24 protein-coding genes are annotated in these 26,226 nt (G+C 66.7%); 11 read left to right on the top strand and 13 right to left on the bottom strand.

The window, feature by feature from the left end:
* Positions 1-47: 47 nt before the first annotated feature.
* Positions 48-1,523 (top strand): acetyl-CoA acetyltransferase, encoded by a 1,476-nt coding sequence (locus ABQF30_RS28615; protein WP_448470264.1) that lies wholly within the window; start codon positions 48-50, stop codon positions 1,521-1,523.
* Positions 1,524-1,527: 4 nt separating this feature from the next.
* Here ABQF30_RS28615 and dthD read toward each other — a convergent pair whose 3' ends face one another.
* Both dthD and ABQF30_RS28605 read right to left on the bottom strand, forming a co-directional pair.
* The gene (gene dthD, locus ABQF30_RS28610; RefSeq protein WP_448470262.1) at positions 1,528-2,301 is read right to left on the bottom strand and encodes a D-threitol dehydrogenase; all 774 of its coding nucleotides are present in this window, start codon (positions 2,299-2,301) and stop codon (positions 1,528-1,530) included.
* 22 nt (positions 2,302-2,323) lie between these two features.
* Complete coding sequence (locus ABQF30_RS28605; protein ID WP_448470260.1) at positions 2,324-3,244, bottom strand: sugar-binding transcriptional regulator; 921 nt, start codon at positions 3,242-3,244, stop codon at positions 2,324-2,326.
* A 110-nt stretch (positions 3,245-3,354) separates the two neighbouring features.
* On the opposite strand from ABQF30_RS28605, the gene ABQF30_RS28600 reads away from it, so the two are divergent.
* The 10 genes from ABQF30_RS28600 (at position 3,355) to xypA (ending at position 13,793) form a co-directional block, all read left to right on the top strand.
* Entirely contained in the window at positions 3,355-4,026 is a 672-nt protein-coding gene (locus tag ABQF30_RS28600) for an SIS domain-containing protein (RefSeq protein ID WP_448470258.1), read from the top strand.
* A complete protein-coding gene (locus ABQF30_RS28595) occupies positions 4,023-5,519 on the top strand; it encodes an FGGY family carbohydrate kinase (RefSeq protein ID WP_448470256.1) in 1,497 nt (498 codons plus the stop codon). Before ABQF30_RS28600 ends, ABQF30_RS28595 begins: the two co-directional genes overlap by 4 nt.
* Entirely contained in the window at positions 5,516-6,163 is a 648-nt protein-coding gene (locus tag ABQF30_RS28590) for a beta/alpha barrel domain-containing protein (protein WP_448470254.1), read from the top strand. Before ABQF30_RS28595 ends, ABQF30_RS28590 begins: the two co-directional genes overlap by 4 nt.
* A complete protein-coding gene (locus ABQF30_RS28585) occupies positions 6,160-7,200 on the top strand; it encodes an NAD(P)-dependent alcohol dehydrogenase (protein ID WP_448470252.1) in 1,041 nt (346 codons plus the stop codon). Before ABQF30_RS28590 ends, ABQF30_RS28585 begins: the two co-directional genes overlap by 4 nt.
* Positions 7,197-7,973, top strand: a complete 777-nt coding sequence (locus ABQF30_RS28580; RefSeq protein ID WP_448470250.1) for an SDR family NAD(P)-dependent oxidoreductase — start codon at positions 7,197-7,199, stop codon at positions 7,971-7,973. Before ABQF30_RS28585 ends, ABQF30_RS28580 begins: the two co-directional genes overlap by 4 nt.
* A complete protein-coding gene (locus ABQF30_RS28575) occupies positions 7,967-9,019 on the top strand; it encodes a zinc-dependent alcohol dehydrogenase (protein WP_448470248.1) in 1,053 nt (350 codons plus the stop codon). The genes ABQF30_RS28580 and ABQF30_RS28575 overlap by 7 nt, the downstream gene beginning before the upstream one ends.
* Positions 9,016-10,551 carry a sugar ABC transporter ATP-binding protein gene (locus ABQF30_RS28570; protein WP_448470246.1) on the top strand — a complete coding sequence of 512 codons (1,536 nt, stop codon included), beginning with the start codon at positions 9,016-9,018 and terminating at the stop codon, positions 10,549-10,551. The genes ABQF30_RS28575 and ABQF30_RS28570 overlap by 4 nt, the downstream gene beginning before the upstream one ends.
* Entirely contained in the window at positions 10,548-11,573 is a 1,026-nt protein-coding gene (locus ABQF30_RS28565; RefSeq protein ID WP_448470244.1) for an ABC transporter permease, read from the top strand. The genes ABQF30_RS28570 and ABQF30_RS28565 overlap by 4 nt, the downstream gene beginning before the upstream one ends.
* A 40-nt stretch (positions 11,574-11,613) precedes the next feature.
* Positions 11,614-12,663: a sugar ABC transporter xylitol/D-threitol-binding protein ThpA gene (gene thpA, locus ABQF30_RS28560; RefSeq protein ID WP_448470243.1), complete on the top strand. Its 1,050-nt coding sequence runs from the start codon at positions 11,614-11,616 to the stop codon at positions 12,661-12,663.
* Positions 12,664-12,743: 80 nt separating this feature from the next.
* Positions 12,744-13,793, top strand: coding sequence for a sugar ABC transporter xylitol/L-sorbitol-binding protein XypA (gene xypA, locus ABQF30_RS28555; RefSeq protein ID WP_448470241.1), 1,050 nt, complete (start codon positions 12,744-12,746; stop codon positions 13,791-13,793).
* A gap of 70 nt (positions 13,794-13,863) precedes the next feature.
* On the opposite strand, the gene ABQF30_RS28550 is transcribed toward xypA, so the two are convergent.
* The 11 genes from ABQF30_RS28550 to ABQF30_RS28500 all read right to left on the bottom strand — a co-directional run bounded on the left by ABQF30_RS28550 (position 13,864) and on the right by ABQF30_RS28500 (position 26,215).
* Entirely contained in the window at positions 13,864-16,995 is a 3,132-nt protein-coding gene (locus ABQF30_RS28550) for a helicase HerA domain-containing protein (RefSeq protein ID WP_448470239.1), read from the bottom strand.
* The gene (locus tag ABQF30_RS28545; protein ID WP_448470237.1) at positions 16,995-17,642 is read right to left on the bottom strand and encodes a hypothetical protein; all 648 of its coding nucleotides are present in this window, start codon (positions 17,640-17,642) and stop codon (positions 16,995-16,997) included. Before ABQF30_RS28545 ends, ABQF30_RS28550 begins: the two co-directional genes overlap by 1 nt.
* Positions 17,643-17,857: 215 nt before the next feature.
* A complete protein-coding gene (locus ABQF30_RS28540; RefSeq protein WP_448470235.1) occupies positions 17,858-19,084 on the bottom strand; it encodes an NAD(P)/FAD-dependent oxidoreductase in 1,227 nt (408 codons plus the stop codon).
* 11 nt (positions 19,085-19,095) lie between these two features.
* Positions 19,096-19,824 (bottom strand): DUF72 domain-containing protein, encoded by a 729-nt coding sequence (locus ABQF30_RS28535; RefSeq protein WP_448470233.1) that lies wholly within the window; start codon positions 19,822-19,824, stop codon positions 19,096-19,098.
* Positions 19,825-19,833: 9 nt separating this feature from the next.
* On the bottom strand, positions 19,834-20,394 hold the full coding sequence (locus ABQF30_RS28530) for a hypothetical protein (protein WP_448470231.1): 561 nt from the start codon (positions 20,392-20,394) through the stop codon (positions 19,834-19,836).
* A 24-nt stretch (positions 20,395-20,418) separates the two neighbouring features.
* Entirely contained in the window at positions 20,419-20,661 is a 243-nt protein-coding gene (locus tag ABQF30_RS28525) for a hypothetical protein (RefSeq protein WP_448470229.1), read from the bottom strand.
* 16 nt (positions 20,662-20,677) lie between these two features.
* Positions 20,678-21,553, bottom strand: a complete 876-nt coding sequence (locus tag ABQF30_RS28520) for an oxygenase MpaB family protein (RefSeq protein WP_448470227.1) — start codon at positions 21,551-21,553, stop codon at positions 20,678-20,680.
* Between the two features lie 11 nt (positions 21,554-21,564).
* Positions 21,565-21,789: a hypothetical protein gene (locus ABQF30_RS28515; RefSeq protein ID WP_448470225.1), complete on the bottom strand. Its 225-nt coding sequence runs from the start codon at positions 21,787-21,789 to the stop codon at positions 21,565-21,567.
* Positions 21,790-21,882: 93 nt separating this feature from the next.
* Positions 21,883-22,542 (bottom strand): HhH-GDP family DNA glycosylase, encoded by a 660-nt coding sequence (locus ABQF30_RS28510; protein ID WP_448470223.1) that lies wholly within the window; start codon positions 22,540-22,542, stop codon positions 21,883-21,885.
* Between the two features lie 143 nt (positions 22,543-22,685).
* Complete coding sequence (lon, locus tag ABQF30_RS28505) at positions 22,686-25,031, bottom strand: endopeptidase La (protein ID WP_448470221.1); 2,346 nt, start codon at positions 25,029-25,031, stop codon at positions 22,686-22,688.
* Positions 25,032-25,225: 194 nt separating this feature from the next.
* Positions 25,226-26,215 carry an esterase family protein gene (locus ABQF30_RS28500; RefSeq protein ID WP_448470219.1) on the bottom strand — a complete coding sequence of 330 codons (990 nt, stop codon included), beginning with the start codon at positions 26,213-26,215 and terminating at the stop codon, positions 25,226-25,228.
* Positions 26,216-26,226: the final 11 nt, after the last annotated feature.

The following is a 26,226-nucleotide window of genomic DNA, read 5'->3' as shown; positions in this document are numbered from 1 at the left end:
GAATGGGCGCCGGATAACCACCTACCGCGTCAGCTAGGTTCTACTGCATGCCAATCGCCCCCAGGACGCCGGTGCTGGTCGGGTACGGCCAGGTCAATCAGCATGATGACAATCCCCAGGTGGAGCCGGTCGACCTGATGGCGGCGGCCGCCAAGGTAGCCGCAGATCCACGGCTGCTTCAGGCCGTCGACTCCGTGCGGGTCGTCAACCTGCTGTCCTGGCACTATCGCGACCCGGGTCTGCTTCTCGCGCAACGTATCTCCGCTACTGACGCCACGACGCGCTACACCGGGGTCGGCGGTAACGTGCCGCAGACCCTCGTCAATGAGGCCTGCCTGGACCTGATGGCCGGACGCGCCGGGGTGGTGTTGATCGCCGGTGCCGAGGCCTGGCGGACCCGTAGCCGGTTGCGGGCACGCGGGGCCAAACCGGACTGGACCCGGCAGGAGGACGCGGTGCCCGAGGCCCCCGGCGCCCACGAGGGCGTGCCGATGGCCGGCGACGCCGAGCTCCGCATCAACCTGGACCGCCCGGCGTTCGTCTATCCGATGTTCGAGCAGGCGCTGCGCATCGCGGCCGGGGAAACTCCGGATCAGCACCGCCGCCGGATCGGCGAACTGTGGTCGGATTTCAGTGCGGTCGCCTCTGGTAACGGGCACGCGTGGAGCCGGGAGCGGTTGACGGCCGAGCAGATCGCCGAACCCGGCCCCGGCAACCGGATGATCAGTTGGCCATACACCAAACTGATGAACTCCAACAACATGGTCGACCAGGGTGCCGCGCTCATCCTCACCACCGTGGAGAAGGCGACGTATTTGCAGATTCCCAGAGACCGTTGGGTTTTCCCGTACGCCGGCACAGATTCACACGACACCTATGCGATCGGCGAGCGTGCGGAGTTGCACCGGTCTCCGGCGATAAGGATCGCCGGGCGCCGAGTGCTGGAACTGGCCGAGACCGGTGTCGACGACATCGATCTGGTCGACGTGTATTCGTGCTTTCCGTCAGCCGTTCAGGTCGCGGCTGCCGAACTCGGTCTGCCGCTGGATGATCCGTCCCGTCCGCTCACCGTCACCGGTGGCCTGACCTTCGCAGGCGGTCCATGGAACAACTACGTGACCCACTCGATCGCCACCATGGCCGAGAAACTGGTGGCCGATCCGGGGACACGCGGCCTGATCACCGCCAACGGCGGCTACCTCACCAAGCACAGCTTCGGTGTGTACGGCACCGAGCCGCCGGAACATGAATTCCGCTGGGAGAACGTACAATCCACCGTCGACGCCGAGCCGGTTCGCAGGCTCGCCGTCGAATGGTCGGGCACGGGAACCGTCGAGTCGTGGACGACGCCGTTCAATCGCGAGGGGTTGCCCGACAAGGCCTTTCTGGCCGTGCGCACCCCCGATGACGCCCGCACGCTGGCGCGGATCACCGACGGATCGGAGGCCGCGGCGACCGTGGCGGCAGACATCGCCGGGGCCAAGGTTCAGGTGCACGCCGACGGCACAGCCACGCTGGTGTGAGCGGTTACTTGATGGTGTAGCCGCCGTCGATCAGCAGGTCGGCGCCGTTGATCATTCCGGCGGCATCCGACGCCAGGAACACGGCGGCGGCAGCGATCTCGTCCGGATATGCGAACCGGCCGGTCGGGATCAGCTTCTTGAGTGCGTCCCCGCGAGGACCGTCCCAAGCACGGTGGCCCAACTCGGTCAGCACCACGGTGGGCGAAATGGTGTTGACGCGGATGCCGCGGCCACCCCATTCGGCGGCAAGGACTTTCGACACTCCGACGACCCCGAACTTGGAGGCGCAGTACGCCACGTGTTGGTCGAGCGCGACCGTCGCGGCCTGCGAGGCCATGTTGATGATCGAACCGCCGCCGGCCTCCAGCATCCGGTTTCCCACCGCCTGACACATCAGGAAGGTGCCGCGCAGGTTGACTTGGATCGTGGTGTCCCAATCCGCCAGGGACAGTTGCTCGGCGGGTGCCAGGCGCGCGATACCTGCGCTGTTGACCAGAATGTCGATCCGCCCGAACGCTTCGGCGACGGCGTCGACCGCCTTGGTCACCGACTCGGGATCGGCGACATCACAATGGAATCCTCGGTTATCGGCACCGAGGGTGCGTGCCGCGTCCTCGGCGCCTGACGTATTGAGATCCAGGGCTGCGATGCGGGCTCCCTTGGTGGCGTACGCCGCGGCGATAGCGGCGCCGATCCCCGACGCGGCACCGGTCACCAGCGCCGTCTTGCCGTCCAGCCGGAAGTCGAAATCGACTGTGGGCTGCTCTGTTTCCGTCATCGGGACCCTTTCGGTGTTGTCGCTATTTGAGTACCGCGGCGGCGATTTCGACGTCGGTGACCAATGACGAAACCATTCCGGACCGCAGCACGGCCTGCGTCGCGGCGATCTTCTCGGGACCGGTGGCGATCGCGATGACCGTCGGAATCGCCCGAAGGGTGGCCTCGTCGATGCCCATCCGGCGGTCATCCAGACCGGCCAGCCGATTGCCATCGGCATCCAGCAGCAGGGCACAGGTTTCGGCGGACACTCCGGCAGCGTCCAGCTGCCGCACTTCCTCGCTCGTCAGTGACCCGTGGACCTGTGACGCACCCTCGATCCAGGCGCCCACCGAGACGAGGGCGCAACTGACTTTGGCGTGCTGGGAGAACGTTTCCTGAATCTGCTGATTGCCGGCCAGGCTGGCGGCGGTACGCGCATCCGATACCACCAGCGGGGCATAGAGCGGCCAGGGTTTGCCGCCGCTGACTTCGCTGATCCGGCGGACCAGGTCGGCACCGTTGTGGCTGATCGCTCCGGCCATGCCGGTGAGCTGTACGACGTCGCAGGGCGGCAGCGCGGTCAGGTGATCGGCGATGTGCGCCAGGGTGCGGCCGCAGTCCACGCCGACCACGTCGCCATCCCGCAGAATCGACTGCAGCAGTTCGGCTGTGGCCTTGGCCACCGCGGCGACCCGATTGGCGGTATCACTGGATTCGGCCGTCACCGCGTAGGCGTGGTCCAACCCGTACCGGCGTTGCAGGGCCGTGGACAACTCGACGTCGATGGCTCCCGGATTGTGGATCTTGATCTCCACCATGCCCGATTCGAGTGCCTCGTCGAGCATCCGCGCAACTTTGAAGCGGGAGATCCCGAACTCTTCGGCGATCTGGATTCTGGTGCGTCCTTCGAGGTAGTAGCGCCGTGCGACCACTACGCGTTGCAACAGCTCATCGGGCCCCATGCCGCATCCCTTCCCGCCCGTGTGCACATATGTGCAGTCCCGTTGACATATGAGCATAGATCATTGCATGATCCACCTCACAACAATCAGATGAGTGGCTGCATCAACAGATGAGCGACCGGGATCATGGAGGCGCGACGAGCATGCGGACCGAGGACACCGACCTGGCAGTGCTGGCCGGCACGGTGTTGTCCCGGGAATCCGCTGCCGTGGCCGCGCTGGCGGGAAGCGTTGAGTCGGATGTGGTCGCGGTGGCCCGTCGCATGCTCGCGATCACCGGCAAGGTCGTCACCACCGGCTCGGGAACCTCAGGGATCATGGCCGAGCGGCTGGCTCATCTGCTGTCGGTCTGCGGTACTCCGGCGGTCTACCTGCCTTCGATGGACGCCCTGCACGGCGGTATGGGCGCGATCACCGAAAACGACCTGGTGCTGGCCATTTCCAAGACCGGTCAGTCTGCTGAGCTGACCCGACTGGCCGAGCTGCTGACCAGTAGGGGAATCACGGTCGTGGCGATCACCGAAAGCCCGGAATCTCCGTTCGCCGCCGCCGCCGATGCGGTCGTCCTGTTGCCGCCGACAGCCGCTGATGCCGACCCGGGCGACATGATCGCCATGGCCAGCACGCTGGCGGTCGGCGCCTGGGGTGACGCGCTGGCCGTGGTGACGATGGCGCTGCGCGGTCACACCATGCGCGACGTCGTGGACAGTCATCCCGCCGGTGGTGTCGGTGTGCGCGGCGGGCGTCCCGGTGACGAGGCTGTGCCGGTGGTGCGCGCATGACCGAATACGCTGTGCTCGGGGTGGATTCGTCCACGCAGTCATGCAAGGTCGAGGTGCGCGAAATCGTCGGCGGGCGCCTGTTGGGTTCCGGCTCGGCGCCACACCCGCCCGCCTTCCCTCCGAGCAGTGAGCAGCACCCCCTCGAGTGGGTCACGGCGTTCGTATCGGCGGCCCGCGCCGCACTCGCCGACTGCGGGCAGGCACCCGTCATCAAGGCAATCTCGGTCGCCGCCCAATGCCACGGCCTGGTACTGCTCGACGAGCAGGGAAACCCATTGCGCCCAGCCAAACTCTGGAACGACACCACCGGAGCACCGGAGCTGGCCTGGCTGGTCGACCGCATCGGCGCGCAATCCTGGATCCGCAGTATCGGTTCGATGCCGACGGCGGCGTTCACGATCGCCAAGGTGGCGTGGGTAGCCACACACGAGCCCGATGTACTCGACCGGGCGGCCTCGGTTCTGCTGCCGCACGATTATCTGACGTACTGGCTGACCGGAGCTCGGGTGACCGACCGCTCCGAGGCATCCGGCACCGGTTACTTCAATACTGCAGCCGGACAATGGATCAGCGGGTACCTCGAGATGGCCGGCGGCGAGCGGGACTGGTCGTCCATGCTGCCCACCGTGCTCGGCCCCTGCCAGTCCGCCGGAACCATCCGGCCCACGGCGGCGCAGGCACTCGGGTTGGCCATTGACGGTGCCGACATTCTGGTGGCGCCCGGCGGCGGCGATCAGCATGCCGCCTACCTCGGGCTCGGCCTTGGCGACGGTGACCAGTACATCGGCATCGGAACCTCCGGTGTGGTCGCCACATCCTGTCGCACACCGGTGTTCGACCCGAGCGGAATGGTCGACGGGGTGGCCGATCTCACCGGCGGGTATCTGCCGCTGGTCAGCACGCTCAACGCGGCGCGAGTCGGTGAGGTGGCCGCCCGGCTGCTCGGCACCGATCTGGCCGACCTGGCGGACCTGGCGCTGGCGGCCGGCGACAATCCGGGGCCGGTGCTGGTGCCGTTCCTGGACGGCGAACGCAAACCCGATCGTCCGGCGGCCCGCGGGGCATTCGTCGACGTCACGTCACACACCACGCGCGAGGAGCTGGCCCGGGCATTTGTCGAGGGCCCCTTGCTGTCACTGCTCAGCGCGCGGGACAGCTTGCGCGCCTGCGGGGTTGACGTCAGTGGCGGTGCTGTCGCTGTCGGCGGTGGGACGCGTTCGAAGGCGACGCTGCAGCTGCTCGCAGATCTGCTGGACGACGAGGTGACGGTGCTCGACGCCGACGAGGCGACCGCCCGTGGGGCCTGCATTCAGGCGGCCGCGGTGGCGGGTGGGCTGGATGTTGCCGGGCTCGTCGACCTGTCGAAGCGCTGGCAGCCAGAAGTGCGCCTGCGAGTCTCGCCGCGCCACACCCGCCGCGACGTCGGCGCGTTGCGCGGGCGGTGGGCCGAGGTGGCCTTCTCACCACTGCTCGATTCGGGACATCAGCCGTGATCGCGCCGTGGCACGTCCACTATGCGAAGTGGCTTGCCGGATCCGTCTACGCGGCGCCGCCACCGCGCCGTGTCGCATTCGCCGGCGCACTGGCCGCCGCCGGGCTTGGCGTGCACGTGGACGTCATGGCCGAGGCCGAGGGATTGCCCGCCGGAGTGAGTATCGCGGAACTCCAGCAGATTTCGGACGACATCGGCTCATCTCGGCTGGAGGTGCACCTGATCGGTTCACCTGAGTTCGCCGACGAGATGCTGCCCGCCCTGCTGGCCCTGCGCCCGGCCCGGGTGTTCCTGCCCTGGTCGGCGTTCACCGTCGAGCGCGCAGCCGCGATCCGGTCCGCCGGCGTCGCGGCGTGGATCGCGATCTGGCAGGAATGGTCGGGCTGGGGCAGGGGTGGGACTCCCTGGCCCGCGGAACCCGACGGAGCGCTCGTGATGTTGATCGAGCCGGGCACCAGTGACCGCTGCGAAGTTCAGCGGCTTGATATCGCCGCGTCCTGCGCGCAGCGCCTGCCGGTGATCGTCGACGGGGGAGTAACCGAAGACATTGCGCCGCTGTGTATCACAGCTGGCGTCGAGGCCATGGTGGTCGGCCGGGCACTGCTCGCCGAACCGTCTGGGAGTCGAGGAAGGGACATGACATGAACGCCGTCGCAGCCGGTTCGGCCGGCACCATGCGCGCCAGCGTGATGACCGGGGTGGGCACGCTGGTCATCGAGGATCGGCCGGTGCCGTCGCCTGGACCGCACGAGGTGCTGGTCGAGGTTGCCGCGGTCGGAGTGTGCGGTTCCGACGTGCACTACTACCGCCACGGCCGCATCGGCGACTTCGTCGTCGAGGAACCGATGGTCCTCGGCCATGAATTGTCCGGCCGCATCGCCGCGGTCGGAGATGGGGTGGACCCAGCCCGAGTGGGCCAGCGTGTCGCGGTCGAACCGCAGCACGCCTGCCGTCGCTGCAAGCAGTGCAAGGCCGGGCGCTACAACCTGTGCCCCGAGATGAAGTTCTACGCCACCCCGCCGATCGACGGCGCGTTCTGCCGCTATGTCACCATCGACGACGACATGGCCCACCCTGTACCGGATTCCATGTCGGATGACGCCGCAGCGCTGCTCGAGCCGCTTTCGGTGGCAATCACCACGATGCGCAAGGCCGGCATCGTCCCGGGATCGTCCATCCTGATTGCCGGCGCCGGCCCGATCGGCGTGATCTGCGCGCAGGCCGCGCGTGCCTTCGGCGCGTCGCGCATCGTGGTGTCCGATCTGGTCCAGGCGCGGCGCGACCGCGTGCTCGAGTTCGGCGCCACGGAGGTGCTCGATCCCACGGTCGACGACGTCGCCGCGCTGGATCCGAAGGTGGACGCGTTCGTCGACGCCAGCGGCGCTGCACCGGCCGTCGTCAGCGGTATCAAGGCTGTCGCGCCTGCAGGCAAGGTTGTGCTGGTCGGGATGGGCGCCGACGATGTGTCGCTACCTGTCGGCTACATCCAGAATTGGGAGATCACCGTCACCGGAGTGTTCCGCTACACCGACACCTGGCCCGCGGCAATCCATCTCGTGACCTCCGGTGCTGTCGACCTCGACGCGCTGGTCACCGGGCGCTATGACCTCGAGCATGTCGCAGACGCTCTTGACAGCGACACCGACCCTGCCAGCCTCAAGTCGATTGTGAATCCCTCATGACATCTCCTCCACGGGCAAACCCGTTTGATCTCGCCGGCCGTACCGCCCTGGTCACCGGCGGTAACCAGGGCCTCGGTAAGGCCTTCGCGATCGGCCTGGCCGAGGCAGGGGCGCGGGTGGCCATCGCGGGCCGCAGCGCCGAACGCAACCAGACGGTGGTCGCAGAAGCAGCCGAGGTAGGCCACGACCTACACGCGATCACCGCCGACATCACGAAAGCCGAAGATGTGGACCGGATGACCGCTGACACGGTCGAGGCGCTCGGGCACATCGACATCCTGGTCAACAACGCAGGCACCTGCTATCACGGTGAATCCTGGACCGTCACCGAACAGCAGTGGGACGACGTGTTCGACCTCAATGTCAAGGCGCTGTGGGCGTGTTCGCTCGCCGTGGGCGCCCACATGCGGGAGCGGGGCAGCGGCTCGATCATCAACATCGGCTCGATGTCGGGCATCATCGTCAACCGCCCGCAGATGCAGCCCGCTTACAACGCGTCCAAGGCCGCCGTGCATCACCTGACGAAATCCCTTGCCGCCGAATGGGGCCCACTCGGTATCCGGGTGAACGCGCTGGCTCCGGGCTACTGCAAGACAGAGATGGCACCGGTGGACCGGCCGGAGTTCAAGCAGCATTGGATCGATGACACCCCGATGCTGCGTTACGCGCTGCCCGAGGAGATCGCCCCCAGCGTGGTGTTCCTGGCCAGCGACGCCGCCTCGTTCATCACTGGCTCGGTGCTGGTGGCCGACGGTGGGTACACCACGTGGTAGAAACTGGCGCGGTCAACAGAAGAGTCGTCGTCAATGCGATCGACGACGTAGACATCGAGAAGATCCCGCAACCCGAACCCGCGGCGGGCGAAGCACGAGTCCGCACAACGGTCGTCGGGATCTGCGGCTCCGATCTGCACGCCGCTTGCGGTCGCCATCCCTTCATCGAGTTGCCGTACCGGCCGGGGCACGAAGCGGTGGGCATCGTCGAGGCGGTGGGTGAGGGCGTCGATGATTCGTGGGTCGGTGCCCGCGTGACCATCGAGCCGAACCTGGCTTGCGGCGAGTGCTCCCAATGCCGCGCCGGCCGCTACAACATCTGCCGCGAGCTGTTGGTGTTCGGCTGCCAAACCCCTGGCGCACTGGCGGATTCGTTCACCATCGACGTAGGCCGACTGGTCGCACTCAATGACGATCTCGATGACCGGCACGCCATCCTCATCGAGCCGCTGGCCACACCGGTGCACACGGTGCGGCGCGCGGCCGAGGCGGTCGGTGACCTGTCGGGCCGACCGGTCGTGGTGATCGGCGCAGGCCCCATCGGCCTGTTCATGCTGCTGGCGGCCAAGCATGCCGGTGCCCGCGTCGTCGTCGCCGACCTCCTCGAATCGAAACGGGCGCGTGCCGAAAGGCTCGGCGCGGTCGGTACCTTCGACCCAGCCGCCCCTGGCGCTGTCGACACCGCGTTGCGGCTGTTGGGGGGTCCCGCCGCGGTGGTGATCGATTGCGTTTCCCGGGAGAGCTCGGTCGCTCAGGCAGTCGAGTTGGTGGACAAGGGCGGCGCGGTGATGATCGTCGGTGTCGCCGAAGGTGCCACGCCGGTGCCGCTCGGGCTGATCCAGGACCGTGAACTCGCCCTGATCGGCAACCTTATGTACGTCCGCCAGGATTTCACCGCGGCCATCGAGCTGCTCGCATCCGGGGCCGTCCCGGTCGACGAGATCATCAGCGCCGAATTCGATCTCGAGCAGTCCGATAAGGCATTCGCGGCCTCGGCCGACGCCGAGAACGTGAAAATTCTGGTCACCGTGGGGAGTTCGACATGACCCAGACGCTGGTTGAATGCACCGATATCGAAAAGAGCTTCGGCGGTGTCCCGGTGCTCAAGGGCATCAACCTGAAGCTCGAACCGGGCACGGTGACCGCGCTGGCCGGGGAGAACGGGGCCGGCAAGTCGACGCTGATGAAGATCGTCTCCGGCCAGTACAGCGCGGATCACGGCACGGTGTCGGTCCAGGGCCATCACCTGGCCGCGGGCAACACCCGCGACGCGGTCAAGCACGGCGTGGCCATCGTGCCGCAGGAACTGGCCTCCATCGAAGACATGACCGTGTACGAAAACTTGTTCGTCGGAAGGGAACTCAAGCGCGGACCGTTCCTCAACCGGCGGGCGATGATTGCCGAGGCCAAGGAGACCCTCGCGGTTTTCGACGTGGGGATATCGCCGACCGCCAGGATGGGCAGCCTGCCGGTGGGACTGCGTCAGATCGTCGAGATCGTCAAGGCAGCGCGCACCGGAGCGCAGGTGGTGATGCTCGATGAGCCCACCTCGGCCATCTCCGAGCGTGAGGTGGAAGGTCTCTACAAGATCGTGCGCCGGTTGCGCGACCGCGGCGTGGCGATGGTCTACACGACCCACAAGATGGCCGAGATCCGGGCCATCGCCGACCGTGTCGTGGTGCTCCGTGACGGTGGGTTGATCCTGGACAAGCCGATCGGCGGAGTGACCGACGACGAGATTGTGACCGCGATGATCGGCCGCGAACTCGACACGCTGTTTCCCACCAGGCCCCAACCTACCGACGAAACCGTGCTTGAAGTAGCTGACCTACAGGTCGAAGGCGCTTCCGGACCGGTGTCGTTCACCGTCAAGGCTGGTGAGATCGTCGGTCTGGCAGGGCTTGTCGGCGCCGGACGCACCGAACTGCTTGAGGCGATCTTCGGGGCCCGCCGCACCACAGCCGGTGACGTCGTGGTCCGCGGTCGCACGGTGAAGCGCAATCAGCCGGCCGCGGCGATCACCGCGGGCATGGCGATGGTGCCCGAGGACCGCAAGCTCTCCGGTGCGGTGCTGTCGATGAGCGTGCTCGACAACGGCACGCTGCCCCGGCTGTCGGCCTTCAGCGTGGCCGGCTGGCTGCGCGGCAAGGCGCGCACGCAGGCTGTTTCAGACGTGATGTCGTCGGTGCGGCTGCGCAGCCGGGGCCTGGGTCAGGAGGTGGGCACGCTCTCGGGCGGCAATCAGCAGAAGGTCGTGCTGGCCCGGTGGCTGACCGGAGACGTCAACGTCCTGCTGCTCGACGAGCCCACTCGTGGCGTCGATGTCGGCGCACGCAGCGAGATCTATCGCATCATCACCGAATTCGCAGCGCAGGGGATGGCAGTGGTGATGGCGTCCTCGGACATGCCCGAAGTGGTGGGACTGTCGCACCGCGCCTTCGTCATGCGCGGCGGTGCCCTGGTCGGCGAGCTCGACCGCGAAGCCCTCGACCATCCCGAGGTCCAGGAATCGGTGTTCCGGATGGCCACCGCTTTGGACGCAAAAGTTGAGCAAACAAGCCAGGAGGTCGCACCGTGACGACTGAACTCAAATCCGAAGACTCGGGAGCGGCCATCGTCATCTCGCCGACTACCGGCGAGCCCGTGAAGTTGTTCTCCAGGGACTGGTTCGCCGGGATCGCCGTGCGCTACGCGATGGTGTTCGTGATGCTGCTGGTCATCGTGTACTTCAGCTACCGCAGCGCGCGCTTCGCCACGCCGGACAACCTGATCACCATTCTCGTGGCGGCTGCCCCGTTCGCATTGATCGCGCTTGGGCAGACCCTCGTCATCCTCACCGGCGGCATCGATCTGTCGGTGGGCAGCGTGATCGCGGTGTCGGCCATGGCAGGCGCGGCGACCGCCAAGGCCAATCCGGGCCAGGTGTGGATGACAGTGCTCGTCGCGATGCTGGTCGGCCTGGCGGTGGGCTGCGTGAACGGATTCCTGGTGTCGCGCATCAACGTTCCACCGTTCATCGCCACCTTGGGCACGCTGACGGCGGGTTCAGGCCTGGCCTACGTGATCGGTGGTGGTGCCCCCATCAACGGGTTGCCCGCGGAATTCGGCGCCATCGCCAACACCAAGATCCTCGGCCTGCAGATCCCGGTGCTGCTGATGATCCTCGGCATCATCGCCCTGGCCATCATCATGAAACGCACCACCTACGGCATGCGCGTCTATGCCGTCGGCGGTAACCGTAACGCCGCCGAGATCGCCGGTATCAACGCCAAGAACGTGTTGTTCAGCGTCTACGCGTTCTCCGGTCTGCTGGCCGGCCTTTCCGGCGTGATGCTGGCCTCCCGGGTGATCTCGGGCCCGCCCAACCTCGGCCAAGGCTACGAACTCGATGCGATCGCCGCGGTCGTGATCGGTGGCGCCAGCTTGATGGGCGGACGCGGCACGATCTGGGGAACAGCGTTGGGCCTGCTGATGATTCAGACGCTCAACAACGGCCTGGACATTCTCGTCGTCCCGGCGTACTGGCAGGACGTCATCAAGGGCGTACTGATCGTCTCCGCTGTCGCGGTCGACGTGTGGTCGTCACGACGACGAACTTGACGCCCCAGCTCAACAATTCAAACAACGGGAGAGAAGGCAAATGAAACTGGGAACAACGGCGTTCGCCATTGCCTCGGCGGCAGCGCTCGGGCTCGGCGTGAGCGCTTGCGGCGCGGGTGACACCACCGCCAACAGCGACACCACCCGCATCGGAGTTTCGGTGTACGACATGAGTTCGTTCATCACTGCGGGCAAAGAAGGCATGGATACCTACGCCAAGGACAACAACATCGAGCTGGTGTGGAACTCGGCCAACCTCGATGTGTCCACCCAGGCCAATCAGGTCGACTCGATGATCAATCAGGGCGTGGACGCCATCATCGTCGTTCCCGTGCAGGCGGATTCACTCGGACCGCAGGTGGCGTCGGCGAAGGCCAAGGGAATTCCGTTGGTTCCGGTCAACGCGGCGCTCAACAGTCCCGACGTCGCGGGCAACGTGCAGCCCGACGACGTCGCCGCGGGCGCCCAGGAGATGCAGATGATGGCCGACCGCCTCGGCGGAAGGGGCAACATCGTGATCCTGCAGGGACCGCTCGGGCAGTCCGGGGAGCTGGATCGCAGCAAGGGCATCGAGCAGACATTGGCGAAATACCCCGACATCAAGGTGCTGGCCCGCGACACCGCGAACTGGAAGCGCGATGAGGCCGTCAACAAGATGAAGAACTGGATCTCGGGCTTCGGACCGCAGATCAACGGCGTCGTCGCGCAGAACGACGACATGGGGCTTGGCGCGCTGCAGGCGCTCAAGGAATCCGGCCGTGCCGACGTGCCGATCGTCGGTATCGACGGGATCGAAGACGGTTTGAACGCCGTCAAGAGCGGTGAATTCATCGGTACCTCACTGCAGAACGGCACCGTCGAACTGTCCGCCGGTCTCGCCGTCGCCAACGCGCTCGCCAAGGGTGAGCAGGTCAACACCGAACCGGTGTACATCATGCCCGCCATCACCAAGGACAACGTCGATGTCGCGATCGAGCACGTGGTGACGCAGCGGCAGCAGTTCCTCGACGGGCTGTCCGAGCTGACCAAGAAGAACCTCGAGACCGGCGACATCGCCTACGAGGGCATTCCCGGTCAAAAGCAGCCCTGATCCAGCGATTTGTGGAGTCTCAGCCGCACGCATCACGGCTGTAACTCCACGAAAACCGAAAAAAGAGAGCGAGAAACCAGATGAGATTGACCACCAAGCTCGGCGTCGCGGCGGCCGCCGGGATGCTCGGCCTCGGGATGACGGCGTGTGGCGCCGGTGACCCGAACGCCGGCAGCGACACCACCCGCATCGGGGTGACGGTGTACGACATGAGCTCGTTCATCACCGAAGGCAAAGAAGGCATGGATGCCTACGCCGAGGCCAACAACATCGAACTCGTGTGGAACTCGGCCAACAACGACGTGTCCACCCAGGCCAGCCAGGTGGACTCGCTGATCAACCAGGGTGTGGACGCGATCATCGTCGTTCCGGTGCAAGCGGATTCGCTCGGACCCCAGGTCGCCTCGGCCAAGGCCAAGGACATTCCGTTGCTGGCGGTGAACGCGGCGCTGGAGACTCCCGATCTGGCAGGCAACGTCCAGCCCGACGACGTCGCCGCCGGCGCGCAGGAGATGCAGATGATGGCCGACCGCCTCGGCGGCAAGGGCAACATCGTCATCCTGCAGGGCCCGCTCGGCGGATCGGGAGAGATCAACCGCGGCAAGGGGATCGACCAGGTGCTGGCGAAGTACCCGGACATCAAGGTGCTGGCCAAGGACACCGCGAACTGGAAGCGCGATGAGGCCGTCAACAAGACGAAGAACTGGCTGTCGTCCTTCGGCAATCAGATCAACGGCGTGGTCGCACAGAACGACGACATGGGCCTCGGCGCGCTGCAAGCCCTGAAGGAGGCCGGCCGCACCAATGTTCCGATCGTCGGGATCGACGGCATCGAGGACGGTCTCAACGCGGTCAAGAGCGGTGAATTCATCGGCACCTCACTGCAGAACGGCACCGTCGAGTTGTCGGCAGGCCTGGCAGTGGCCGACGCGCTGGTCAAGGGTGAGCAGGTCAAGACCGACCCGGTTTACGTGATGCCCGCGATCACCAAGGACAACGTCGACGTCGCGATCCAGCATGTGGTGACCGAACGGCAGAAGTTCCTCGACGGTCTGGTCGAGCTGACCAAGAAGAACCTCGAGACCGGCGACATCGCCTACGAAGGAATCCCGGGGCAGACGCAGCCCTAGCGCACCCTCGAAACCGGCGAAATGGTCGTAAAAACTCAGTGCGAGTGACCATTTCGTCGGTTTCGGCGTTCTAGCGGGAGATCAGTTCCCGCTGTGCCAGCTCCAGCACCTCATCGGTAGTCGGTGGGCTGGGCGGATGATGCGACAGGCACCACGGCGTCTGGATCTTGTGAAAGGCGTTGCCTTCCAAGGCCAGATAGAACTGGCCGGAACGCAGCCTGCTGATATCGGGCACCAAACCGCCCTTCACCCTGGCCATCTCCCTGGCCACCGCGATCTGAGCGGGGGAGTTCAGCAGCCCGTAGAACTGGGTGGCGGCATTGCCGGGAATGTGGTTGTGCAGTCCGCGCGGGGCCTGGGTGGCGAACACCAGCCCGAGCCCGTATTTGCGGGCCTGCGAAGACAATGCCAGCGTGCTGTGCGTGCACGCGGTGATGTGGCTCGACGGCGCGAAATTCTGCGCCTCGTCCATCACCAGCAGCCCGCCCAGGGGCCGCTCGCCCGCCGGGTTGCGCTTGATCCACGCGAACAGCGCCATCTGCAACTGGTTGACGAACCCTTCCCGCTGCTGCTCGCTGGTCAGGCCGACCATGCTGATCACCGAGACCCGGGCCCGGTAGCCCGGCGACGGCGTCAGCAGGGCACCCGGATCTGCCGCCGTCCCGGCGCCGCCGAACAGCGGGTCGTTGACGGTCGCGGCACGCAGATTCTGGCCGAGCTCAGCGGCCAGCTTGCGCGCGTCGCCCAATGCGCTGACGTCGGGCGGCAGATCGCTCAGCAGATCGATGAAACCACTCAACGTCACCGAGCGCCCGGCGCCGTAGAAGCGCAGCGCCTCGCGCAGCACTGCCCGGGATCGGGTGGCCTTGGGCGTGTTTCCGGCGATCAGCGCTCGCGGTTCCAGTGCGGCGACCGCGGACTCGACGGCATCGGAGAATTCGTCGGCGTCGTCGATCACGCTGGCGAAGTCGGGCAGCGGCTGGAACGCGAGCGGGCGTCCGGTCGAACGTCGCGGGGTCCACACCACGACCTCGGTATTGGCCAGGTAGTCCTCGCTGCGCTCGTCGTCGGCGGCGTTCCACCCAGGCGGCAACTCCGGCCACGGACTGCCCAGCCGAGACAAGTCGTTGTTGGGGTCGAGCACGATGGACGACACACCGCGCAGCGCGCATTCCTCGACGAGCCGCCGGATCAACACGGTTTTGCCCGACCCGGAGCCGGCGAAGATCGCGGTGTGTTTGCGCAGTGCGGCGAGATCGACCGAGACCTGCCTGCCGGCGGTCCCGTCGACGCCCAGCGTCACCGCGGTGGGCGAGTGCTCGAGCGCAGGCGCCTCGGGCACGGGCGCGGGTTGGCGTTCGGTTTCGGGAATCGGCGGCGGCGGGTCACCCGCGATGTCGCCGAGAGCCGCACGCAGCAGCACGATCCCGTGCCCCGGCTTACGCCTGCGCAACCATTCGGGCAGGTCGGGATGATTGTCGGCGATGAGATCGCGCAGGGCTGTCATCGTGCGAAGGTCGTCGTCGCTGATCGGCAGTACCCGGCCGCCGGCCGCCTCGAATTCGGCGATCATCGCCGCGGTCTTGGCGCCTTTGGGCCAGCCGGTGTTGCGCAACAGGAACAGCCGGCGCCGGTCCGGATTGAAACCTGTTGCTTCCCAAGCCTTCCGGACGCGGTTCTGCACTGCGACGGCATTGCCGGACGCGATCGCGCGAAACGCCCAGTGCCTCTCGTCGTCGGTGGTGGGGTCCAGACTCTGACGCAGCCGTGCATGCAGCACCACCCGTTGCCCGGGGGGTGGATCGGGGCGAAACGCTTGGTCGGCGTCGCCTAGTTCGGTGATCCACGCGTCCAGGGCTGCCGACAGCAGGCCGGGCATTGTGGTGTCCTCGCCGTCGGGGTCCAGGGCGGCAGCCGTCACCGCCCGGCTCCGGTAGTCGGCGAAGCGCCGGTCGAGTTCGCCGGTGTCCCCGCGCGGGGCGTCACCTCCGCCGGGCGCATGCGGTGCGGCCACTTCGCCGGTCAGCCGCGCCAGTTCCTCGACGGTGTCGCGTTCCAGGCAGCGGCGGACGTGGGCGTCGGCGCGCTTGAGCAGTTGCCGCGGGGTGTACTGCGTGGCCTCGTCGAATGCAGACGGCAGGATGGGCCAACTCGGATACGGGGCGGAGTAGCCCACGGCGTTGTAGCTGGCGGTGAACCGGCGCTCCAGGATTGCGCGGCCGACGTCGGGGGTCGGCAGACCCTCCAACAGAGCGGTAGCCCGGAACCGGTCGTGCACGGTGGCGGTGGCCCGGTCCTGGATCGCCTCCCACGCGGCGGGCAGGCAGGCGACCACCGGCACGGTACGGCGCATCGTCTGCCGAACCGACATGAGCCCGTGCGCAACATGTTCCAGGTCCCGGTTGTCGGGCCCGGAGAACGTTCCGCCGTTGTCGGTGCGTTGCGGGGACTGCGCCAGCAGCGTGTCTATCTGGTCGAGGGCCAGCACGGCCGGCCCGGCCAGGGCGATCAGCCGGGAGATGTCGCGCACTGATTCCTGCGGTGTCAGGGTGGGCGTGGGCAGGCCCCAGCCGTCCCGTTCACCGCGGCCGAAGTCGTCGTTGGCGGTCAGGAAGGCCTCGCCGATGTCCTGCAGTTCGAGGTCTGTCGCACCGAGCAGCACCATCGCGCGCAGCGTGTGGTGGGCACGCTTGACCGTTTGACGACGCGCCTTGTGCAGGGCATTGACGAAGTCGGTGAGGATGTCCGGCGTGAGCTCGTCGTCACCGATGATCGCGCGGCGATTGGCGCGCGAGATGTGGGCGACCGAGGACAGTTCCCACAGCAGGTCTTTGAGCTGGGTTTCGCGTTCGGACCCCGGCCGTCCCAGGCTTTCCAGGATGCCCGCCCGGGCGGATTGCCAGAAACTGGCCGCATCGAGCAGTTCGACCAGGAAGAAGAATCCACCGGCGGTCTGCACTTGTTCGCGGACCTGCCCGAGCAGGTGGGACTTGCCGGACCCGGCCGGACCGCGCACCACCACCCCGAGCGGGCTGGAATCGGCTTCTCGCGCCGCGTCGCCGAATGCGGCCATGACGTCTGCCATCGGCCGGTCGTGCAGACCGCTGACATGTAGTGCGCCCTGCGAATGCCACAGGTCGTCGGCGGTGGGCGCCCAGGTGAGGCGCAGCGCGCTGAGCGCTTCGCGTTGTTGAAGTTCCATCAGGACTCGATTGCGATCAGGTGTTTGTTCTGGTCGCCGATCCGTACGGCGGCGGCGCGGTCGGCGTCGGTCAGCACCTTCTGGTTCTCCTCAGGGATGAGGCTGACGCCAGGCTGCTGGTAGAGACTTATCAGCGCTGCGTCGACGTCGTTGCGGGGCAGGCTGGTTACTGCCTCACGCAGGTCGGCGAGGCTTACCCAGCCGCCCGCGTGATCGGTCAGCCGGGCGTAGGCCGCACGCACTTGTGCGTCCGGCGGCGGTGCGCCCGCGGCGGAAGCGGGTGGAGCGGGGGTGTCGTCGGCTGGAAGAAACACGTCAGCAGGTACCAGCTCGGCGCGGTCGAAGTAGCGGCGCAGGCCTTTGAGAACCGTGTAGAGGGCCTTGCCCTGTCCGGAGGGCCGCGGCGGCGTCTCGGCGCCGAACAACTCCCGGCACAGTGCCCATCCGGAGTCGGTCAGTTCGTGAACCAGCGGACGGCCGGTGGTCGTCTCGATCAGGCCGAGCCGGTTGAGGCGCTCACGCCCGGGCTTGTCCAGTTTCGGCCCGAGCCGATCGAGTTCCGGGTTGGGCACCGGTCGTGACTCCGCCATCAGCACCAGCAGAACCGCCTGTTCGGTGCCGGTCAGTTCGTCGGGGGCAACGCTCACTGAGTCACCTTCCTGCCGTCATCGGGTATTCCACGCCGGCCGGAAGACATTCCATGGACACCCCTTGCTGCCGCTGTCGGCTCATTCTGGCGCGGGTCGGCGCCGCACGCTGCGCGTCCGTCGGCGCCCCATGCACGTTACAGCGAACTCCTGCGAAGACGACAATATTGTTGAACCGCAGCGGAGTTGAACCGCAGTCGGTTTCCCCGGCCCAGCTACCCCGCGTTCAACGGTCGGGTCGGGTCGGCCAGGCGGCCGGGGTCGACCGCGACACGCGACCGGATCAGGGCTTTGACGTCGTCGAGCACATCCCACACGTTGACGTTCATGCCGGCGAGCACCCGGTCCTCGGCGTCGAGCCAGAACGCGACGAACTCCCGCGCGGCAACATCGCCGCGAAAAATGACGCGCTGGTAATCGGGCGCATGGCCGACGTACTCCATGCCGAGGTCGTACTGGTCGGTGAAGAAATAGGGCAGCTCGTCATACTCGGCCGGCTTTCCCATCATTGCGGCTGCTGCCACCGAAGGCTGTTTGAGGGCGTTGGCCCAGTGCTCGGTGCGGATCCGCACACCGAACAACGGATGCTGGGCAGCGGCGATGTCACCAACCGCGTAGATGTCGGGATCGCTGCTTCGCAGGGCGGCGTCGACCAGCACGCCGCCGTCGGCAGTGGAGAGCCCGGCGCGTTCGGCCAACCCGATGTTCGGTGCCGCGCCCACCGCAACCAAAACGGTGTCGGCGGCCACGGTGGAGCCATCGCCGAGGCGCAGGCCGGTTGCGGTGCCCCCGCTGGTGGAGATTTCCTCCACTGTCTGCTCGAGCCGCAGATTCACGCCGTGTTCGCGGTGCAGGCCCGCGAACACCTCGGCGGCCTCTGCACCGAGCGCACCGAGCAGTGGCAGTCGTGCGGTCTCGACCACCGTGACGTTGACGCCACGCTCGCGGGCCGCTGCCGCGACTTCAAGCCCGATCCATCCGGCGCCCACGATCGCCAGCGAGGACCCTTCGGTGAGGGCGGAGTTCAGCGCAACGGCGTCGTCGATCGTGCGCAGATAGTGCACACCAGCCGCGTCGGCGCCGGGGATCGGCAGGCGCCGCGAGGCCGATCCGGTGGCCAGCAGCAGCTTGTCGTACCGCACGGTGCTGTCGTCGGGCAGCGTGAGGGTGTGTTCAGCTGGATTGACGGCCGACACCTCGGTGCCCAGCCTGAGTTCGACGTGGTGATCGCGGTACCAGGCCGCGGGGTCGACGGTGAAATCCTGCAGGGTCTTCTTGCCCGCCAGATATTCCTTGGACAGCGGCGGGCGTTCGTAGGGCAGGTGCTCCTCCGCGGCGAACAGGACTACATGACCGTCAAAGTCGTTGTCCCGCAGCGCCTCGGCTGCCTTGGCGCCGGCCAGGCCGCCGCCGATGATCGCAAACGTGGATGGCGTGGTCATGCCGACTCAGCCTACTCGCGCGCCAGCAGCCGCTTGAGTGTTCGGGCGTTGTGGATGGCGTGACCGCCGAGGTCGTTGTTGAAGTACACGACGACGCGGTGGCCCTCGCCCTCCCAGTGGGCGATCCGGTCGGCCCACCATTGCAGCTGGTCGTCCGGGTAGGACGCGGCGTACATCGCGTGGTCCTCGGGTCCGTGCAAGCGGGCATAGACCAGATCGCTCGTGGCCACCGGCTCGCACAACAATCCCGGCCCACTCATGACGACGTAGGCGGCGCCGTGCCGGCGCAGCAGCGTGTAGACGGCCGGGTCGTTCCACGAGGGATGCCGCAGCTCCATGGCCACCCGGATGCGGTCGGGCATCTGCGACAGGAAATCGGTGAGCAGGTCGTCGTCACGCGCAACGCCTGGATGGAGCTGGACCAGGAGAGCTTCACTGCGATCGCCCAACGCGGTCCAGCAGCGGTCGAACCGTTCGATCCACGGCTCCGGTGAGCCCAGCCTGCGGTAGTGCGTCAAACCCCGGTGTGCCTTGACCGACATGGTGAATCCGTCGGGTAGCCGTTGCTTCCAGCCGGCGAAGGTGGTGTCCCGGGGCCATCGGTAGAAGCTGGCGTTCAGTTCGACGGTGCCGAACTCCTCGGTGTAGCGGGCCAATCGCGCCGAGGCCGGCGTGCCGGTTGGATACAGCACGCCGTTCCAGTGGTCGTATGACCAGCCCGAGGTGCCGATCCGGATCATCTGCCTGCGCTATGGGACGTCGGTGTATCGGAGTGTGTAGCCGTCACCGGAGAACGTGAAACCTTTGCCGGTCAATTCCCGCACGCAGGACACCCCCGTCTCTTCCTGCACGTTGCACCGAAACCCCGCGACCGCAAGCACTTTGCCGAACGGTAGGGCCTTTGCGGATGCCAGGGTGAATTGGGACTGCGGCAGCACGATCAACGCGGCCTCGTTCTCGCGATGAACCACGATCGCGTTGGCGGCGGTGGCTTCGCCGTCGACCACCACTTCAGGCGCTCCGGCGATGCCGATGCTCTCGCCGTTCGCGGACTCGCAGCCCGCCCGGTCGTGCGGGAGGATCGCGCACTGCCAGCGTCCACTGGGCGTGCTGAAGTAATAGCCGGTTCGACCCTCGACCTGGGCGGCATAGTCGGCGGCGTTCACCAGGTTCGCGGTGCCGAACTGGGGGATGGGTGTCGCCGAGCTGGGCGGGCTGTGTTGCGGCGTGTCGCCGGTGTTGATGACGGTGCCGGACGTACATCCGGGGAGCACCGCTGCCGCTGCGACGAGGACCGCACAAGCCTTCACGACGCTCGACCTTAACCAACAGTCTCAGATCGCTACGCACACCTCGCCGCCGATCAGCAGAATCGGCCACAACACGGTCACCTGGCCGAATGCCACCAGGTTGGCGCCGGCAGGTACCCGTGTGAGGAGTTCGCTTTCGATGAGTTGCACCTGGTCGGGGTGGAGGAAGGTCCACACCAGGCCGATCACGATGTACGGAATGGCCAGCCACAGCAGTGTTTCGATCAGCTGCTCGACGCTGACCTTATGACTCAGAATCCGTCGCACTCGATTCACCACCCGTTCAGATCAGCGGGCGGCCGGTTCGAGCCCGGCGGCGCGCGTCGGCCAGGAGCAGATAGCTACCGCCCTGCCGGACGAAAATCGGCAGGAACCGGTTGCCGAACGCCACCAGGAGAAACAACCACTCGAACAGCCGTTGGCGCCCGCGCCCCCAGCCGAAGCCGAGCGCGTCGCGGAAAACCGGCGCCAGGAAACCCGCGGTGAGGAACTTCAGCAGCGGCCGAAACGGTATCCGCAGCAGGGGATTGACCATCTTCAGGTTCACCAGGTCGCGCAGGTACTGCGCGACGACGTCGTCGACGGCCACCTGCTCACATGCGGTATCCCAATACACGTCGAAATCAGCTCGGGTGGGCGGCCACTGGTCCGCGGTGACCTGCAGCGTGGTGCCCAGCGTGGCCGCCGACGCGTAGAACTGTTCGGCCTGCTCGGGGGTCAGCGCCCCGCGCAGCAGCTGGTAGGTGTCCTCCAGCCCGACGAACAGGCAGGCCGCCACCCACATCTGCAGGTCTCGGTCAAATGCGTTGTAGCTCACCGGACTTGTCGGTCCGGACTTCACCTGCCGGTGCGCTACGTCGACGGCGTCACGGAACGCGACGCGATCCTCGGGCCGGCCGAGGATCGCCACGGCGAGGTATTGGAACGTGGTGCGGGCCCGCTTCCAGGGGTGCTTCAGCAGGTTTCCCGAATCCACTTTGCTCTCGACGACTCCGTGCCCGACTCCCGGCCGGGACATCTGCATGATGACGTTGGCGGCTCCGGCGGCGAAAGACCAGAAATCCATCGCATCAGCGACGGTGACGGGGCCGTCGTCCCAGCGCGCGGTGCGCCTGTTGACCCAGATCCGGGTGGCGCGGGTGTCGTCCCCGACAGACATCTGCGCGCCCGTCAGCTCATACAGACGTTGGTGAACAGCAGCACCGGCCACGACACGATCGAGCCGAGGAACGACACCACCGCATCGGCACCGTCCAGCCCCGCGAGGTGGCCGGTATGGGTCACTGACCAGATCATCCCGATGATCAGATAGGGAACGCCGAGGATGATCGCGGTGCCAATCCATTCCGCGATCGTCATCTGAAAACCGAGGATCTTGCGTACTGCGGTCAGCATGTAACCGATTCACCTCTCACCGACGTTGCCAGGCGCCCCTATGTTAATGATGATTCTGCGGTGGGTCGGGTAAACGGGTCAGATTGTCCGAACTCAGGCGTTGGCATCAGCGGGGTGCCGCGTGAGCTCAGCGCGCAGCTCGTCATCCAACGACGTGCGCACGAGCGCGGCGGCCAGCGGTGCGGTGTTGCTCGGAGCCAGCTTCGCCAGTGCGGCCGGATCGCTCGGCAGGCCCAAATCGTGGGCCGCACCGAGGGCCCGATCATCGAAGTACGGCCGCACCCAGGTCCAGGTGTCCTGTACCTCGCGCAGAAAGATGTCCGCTCCGGTATCACCGATTCCCTTGAACTGCTTCAGAAGCCGTTTCACCGCACCGATGTCCTGCTGGGCTTCGGAGGCGAGCCGGCGCAGGTCACCGTTGTAGCGGTTGGTCACCACCGTGGCGATGTCCGCCAGCCGGGTTGCCGAGCTTTCGTCGTAGCGCACGTAATGAGCGCGACCGAATGCGCGGATCATGTCCGATCGATCGGCCTCGAGTACTGCCCTCGGCGTCCGCAAGCCGCTGCCGAACAGTTCGCGGCCGGCTTGGGTCGCGATGCCGGCGTCGATCGGCTTGCTCGCGAGCATGCACAGCACCAGCAGTTCGAACAGCGGCATCGGCTTGTCCGCCAACCGAATGCCCGCATCCTCGGCATAGGTCTTGCCTGCGGTGCTCAACAGCCGGCGAACCACGTCCCGGTGTGTGTTGGACATGTCGGAGCGCATACCCGATCAGGTGGCGGGGAAACTCAGTTCACTTCGGCGGCAGGCTGTTGGCGTCCTTCCGCCGAGCGTGCGGGTCTGCCGGGCAACACGCCGTGTCGCCAGCAACAAACCCGCACGCTCGTGGAGTTTGGTCAGGCCGCTTGAGCCGCCTTCGCCCCGGCAGGCTCCAGTGCCTGCACGATGATGTCGGCCACATCGGTCATCGGCTTGACCTCCAGGGCCTCGAGCACCTCGGCCGGCACGTCGTCCAGATCGGGCTCGTTGCGCTGCGGGATGAAAACCGTTGACAAACCCGCACGTTGAGCCGCCAGCAGCTTCTGCTTGACCCCGCCGATGGGCAGCACCCGGCCGTTCAGCGTGACCTCACCGGTCATGCCGACGTCACCGCGCACCTGCCTGCCGGTCGCCATGGACACCAGCGCCGTCACCATCGTGACACCGGCCGACGGACCGTCCTTCGGAACTGCGCCCGCGGGCACGTGCACGTGGATCTGCCGGTCGAGCGTCTTGGGGTCGACACCGAGTTCCGACGCGTGGGCGCGCACGTAGGACAACGCGATCTGCGCGGACTCCTTCATCACATCGCCCAGTTGACCGGTCAGCTTCAGCCCGGGCTCACCCTCGTTCGAGTTCGCCTCGATGTAGAGTACGTCGCCGCCCAGGCCGGTGACGGCCAGGCCGGTCGCCACGCCGGGCACCGCGGTCCGCTCGCTGGACTCTGGGGTGAACCGTGGCCGACCCAGGTACTCAACGAGATTCGGCTCGTCGATGGTCAACGTTTCGGTCGCGTCTGCTGGTCCTCCGCGCGTGCGGGTGCCCAGCTTCGTCGTCACCTTCCGCAACGCCTTGGCCAGCAGTCGCTCGAACTGCCGTACGCCAGGCTCACGGGTGTAGTCCGCCGCGATCTTGCGCAGCGCCGCGTCGGTCACGGTGACCTCGTCCTGTGACAGTGCGGCGCGTTCCTGCTGCCTCGGCAGCAGGTAGTCGCGGGCGATCGCCACCTTGTCGTCCTCGGTGTACCCGTCGATCTGCACCAACTCCATGCGGTCGAGCAGGGCCGACGGGATGCTCTCGATCACGTTGGCCGTCGCCAGGAACACGACGTCGGACAGATCCAGGTCCAGATCCAGGTAATGGTCGCGGAACGTGTGGTTCTGCGCCGGGTCCAGCACCTCCAGCAGGGCAGCCGAAGGGTCGCCGCGGTAGTCCGAGCCCACCTTGTCGATCTCGTCCAGCAGCACAACGGGATTCATTGATCCCGCCTCGCCGATGGCCCGCACGATGCGGCCCGGCAGTGCGCCGACGTAGGTGCGCCGGTGGCCGCGGATCTCGGCCTCGTCACGCACCCCACCCAGGGCGACGCGGACGAACTTGCGGCCCAAGGCCCGGGCGACGGACTCGCCAAGCGACGTCTTGCCGACGCCGGGAGGCCCGGCCAGCACCATCACCGCACCGGACCCGCGTCCGCCGACGACGGCCATGCCGCGCTGAGCACGACGCGACCGCACAGCCAGGTATTCGACGATTCGTTCCTTGACGTCGTCGAGCCCGTGGTGGTCGGCGTCCAGAATTTCGCGTGCGCCCTTGAGATCCGTCGAATCCTCGGTCCGCACGTTCCACGGCAGGTCCAGCACGGTGTCCAGCCAGGTCCGGATCCAGCCGCCTTCGGGGCTCTGCTCGCTGGACCGCTCCAGTTTGCCGACCTCGCGTAGTGCGGCCTCGCGTACCTTCTCGGGCAGGTCGGCAGCCTCGACGCGGGCCCGGTAATCCTCAGACCCCTCGGGCTCACCCTCGCCGAGTTCCTTGCGGATCGCCGCCAACTGTTGACGCAGCAGGAACTCCTTCTGCTGCTTGTCCATCCCGGACCGGACGTCCTCGGCGATCTTGTCGTTCACCTCGACCTCGGCCAGGTGTTCACCCGTCCAGGCGATGAGGCTGCGCAGGCGCACCGAAACGTCCTCGGTTTCCAGCAGCTCACGCTTCTGCACGTCGGTCAGGTAGGACGCGTAACCCGCGGTGTCGGCCAGCGCGGACGGGTCGGTGATCTTGTTGACCACGTCGACGATCTGCCAGGCCTCGCGGCGCTGCAGCATCGCCAGCAGCAGCTTCTTGAATTCGGCGGCGAGCGCTTTCGTCTCGTCGTCCGAAGGCCCGTCGGCGACCTCGGTCACCTCCACCCACAGCGCCGCGCCCGGCCCGGTGGTGCCGGAGCCGATGTGGGCGCGCCGTTCACCGCGCACCACGGCGGCCGCGCCACCGCTGGGCATCCGGCCGACCTGCACGATCGAGGCGAGGACACCGTAGGTGGGGTAGCGGTCGTCCAGACGCGGGGCGATCAGGAGTTTTCCGGTGTCGGTCGCCTGGGCGGCGTCGACCGCGGCGCGGGCGGCGTCATCGAGCTCGATCGGCACCACCATTCCGGGCAGCAGAATCGGCTCGCTGACAAACAGGACGGGCACTGCGATTGGATCGGACATCAAACCTCCAAAGTTCAGTCTGATGCGCTCAACCTTGGCTGGCGTCCGTTTGTTCCCGCGGTGGCCGGCGTTCGCTCTGCGCGTACGGCGCGAAAGTTCGAGTAGCCGAGACCGTGCCCGCAGAGTCAACTGCCCGCCAAAGCAGGGAGCCTGCCGTCGGGGGTGGACGGCAGGCTCCCTGGGTGGGTGGATCTCTAGGTGACGGATTGAGCGCCCAGCACCCGCTGGATGTCGGGCTTCATCTGCTGCAACTGTGCACCCCAGTAGTTCCAGGCGTGCGTACCGTTCTGCGGGAAGTTGAAGACCGCGTTGGTGCCGCCCGCCGCAATGTAGTTGTCGCGGAACGTGACGTTGGTACGCAGTGTGAGTCCTTCGAGGAACTGCGCCGCCATCAGATTGCCGCCGGACGTGCCGGCATCCAGATCCGACGGGGTTCCGGTGCCGCAGTAGATCCAGATCCGGGTGTTGTTGGCGACGAGCTGAGCCATGTTCACCATCGGGTCGTTGCGCTTCCAGGCCGGATCGGTCGACGGTCCCCACATGCTCTCGGCGTTGAAGCCACCGGCGTCGTTCATGGACAGCCCGATCAGCATCGGCCACCAACCCTCGGACGGATTGAGGAATCCCGAAAGTGTTCCGGCGTAAATGAACCGCTGTGGGTGATGGATCGCGTACGTCAGGGCCGCGCTGCCGGCCATCGAAATGCCGACCACCGCGTTGCCGGTCTGCGACACGCCGCGATTGGTTTCCAGCCACGCAGGCAGTTCCTGGGTCAGGAAGGTCTCCCACTTGTAGGTGTAGTCCTGCCCATTGCCCTTGGACGGCTGATACCAGTCGGTGTAGAAGCTGGACTGGCCGCCGACGGGCATGATCGTGGACAGCCCCGACCCGTGGAACCACTCGAATGCCGGGGTGTTGATGTCCCAGCCGTTGAAGTCGTCCTGGGCCCGCAGGCCGTCGAGCAGGTAAACCGCGTGCGGGCCACCGCCCTGGAATTGCACCCGGATGTTGCGGTTCATGGATGGGGAGAAGACGTCGAGGTACTCGACCGGAAGGCCTGGCCGGGAGAATGCTCCAGCGCTCGCCGACCCCCCGGCGAACCCGATCAGACCAGGCAGCATCAGCGCCGCCAGGGCCCCGACCACCAACCGGCGCAGCCACATCACGCTCTTGAGGAACTTCATAACGGCAACCA

The organism is Mycolicibacterium sp. XJ870 (assembly GCF_053483975.1).
This window is presented reverse-complemented; position numbering and strand designations above follow the sequence as displayed.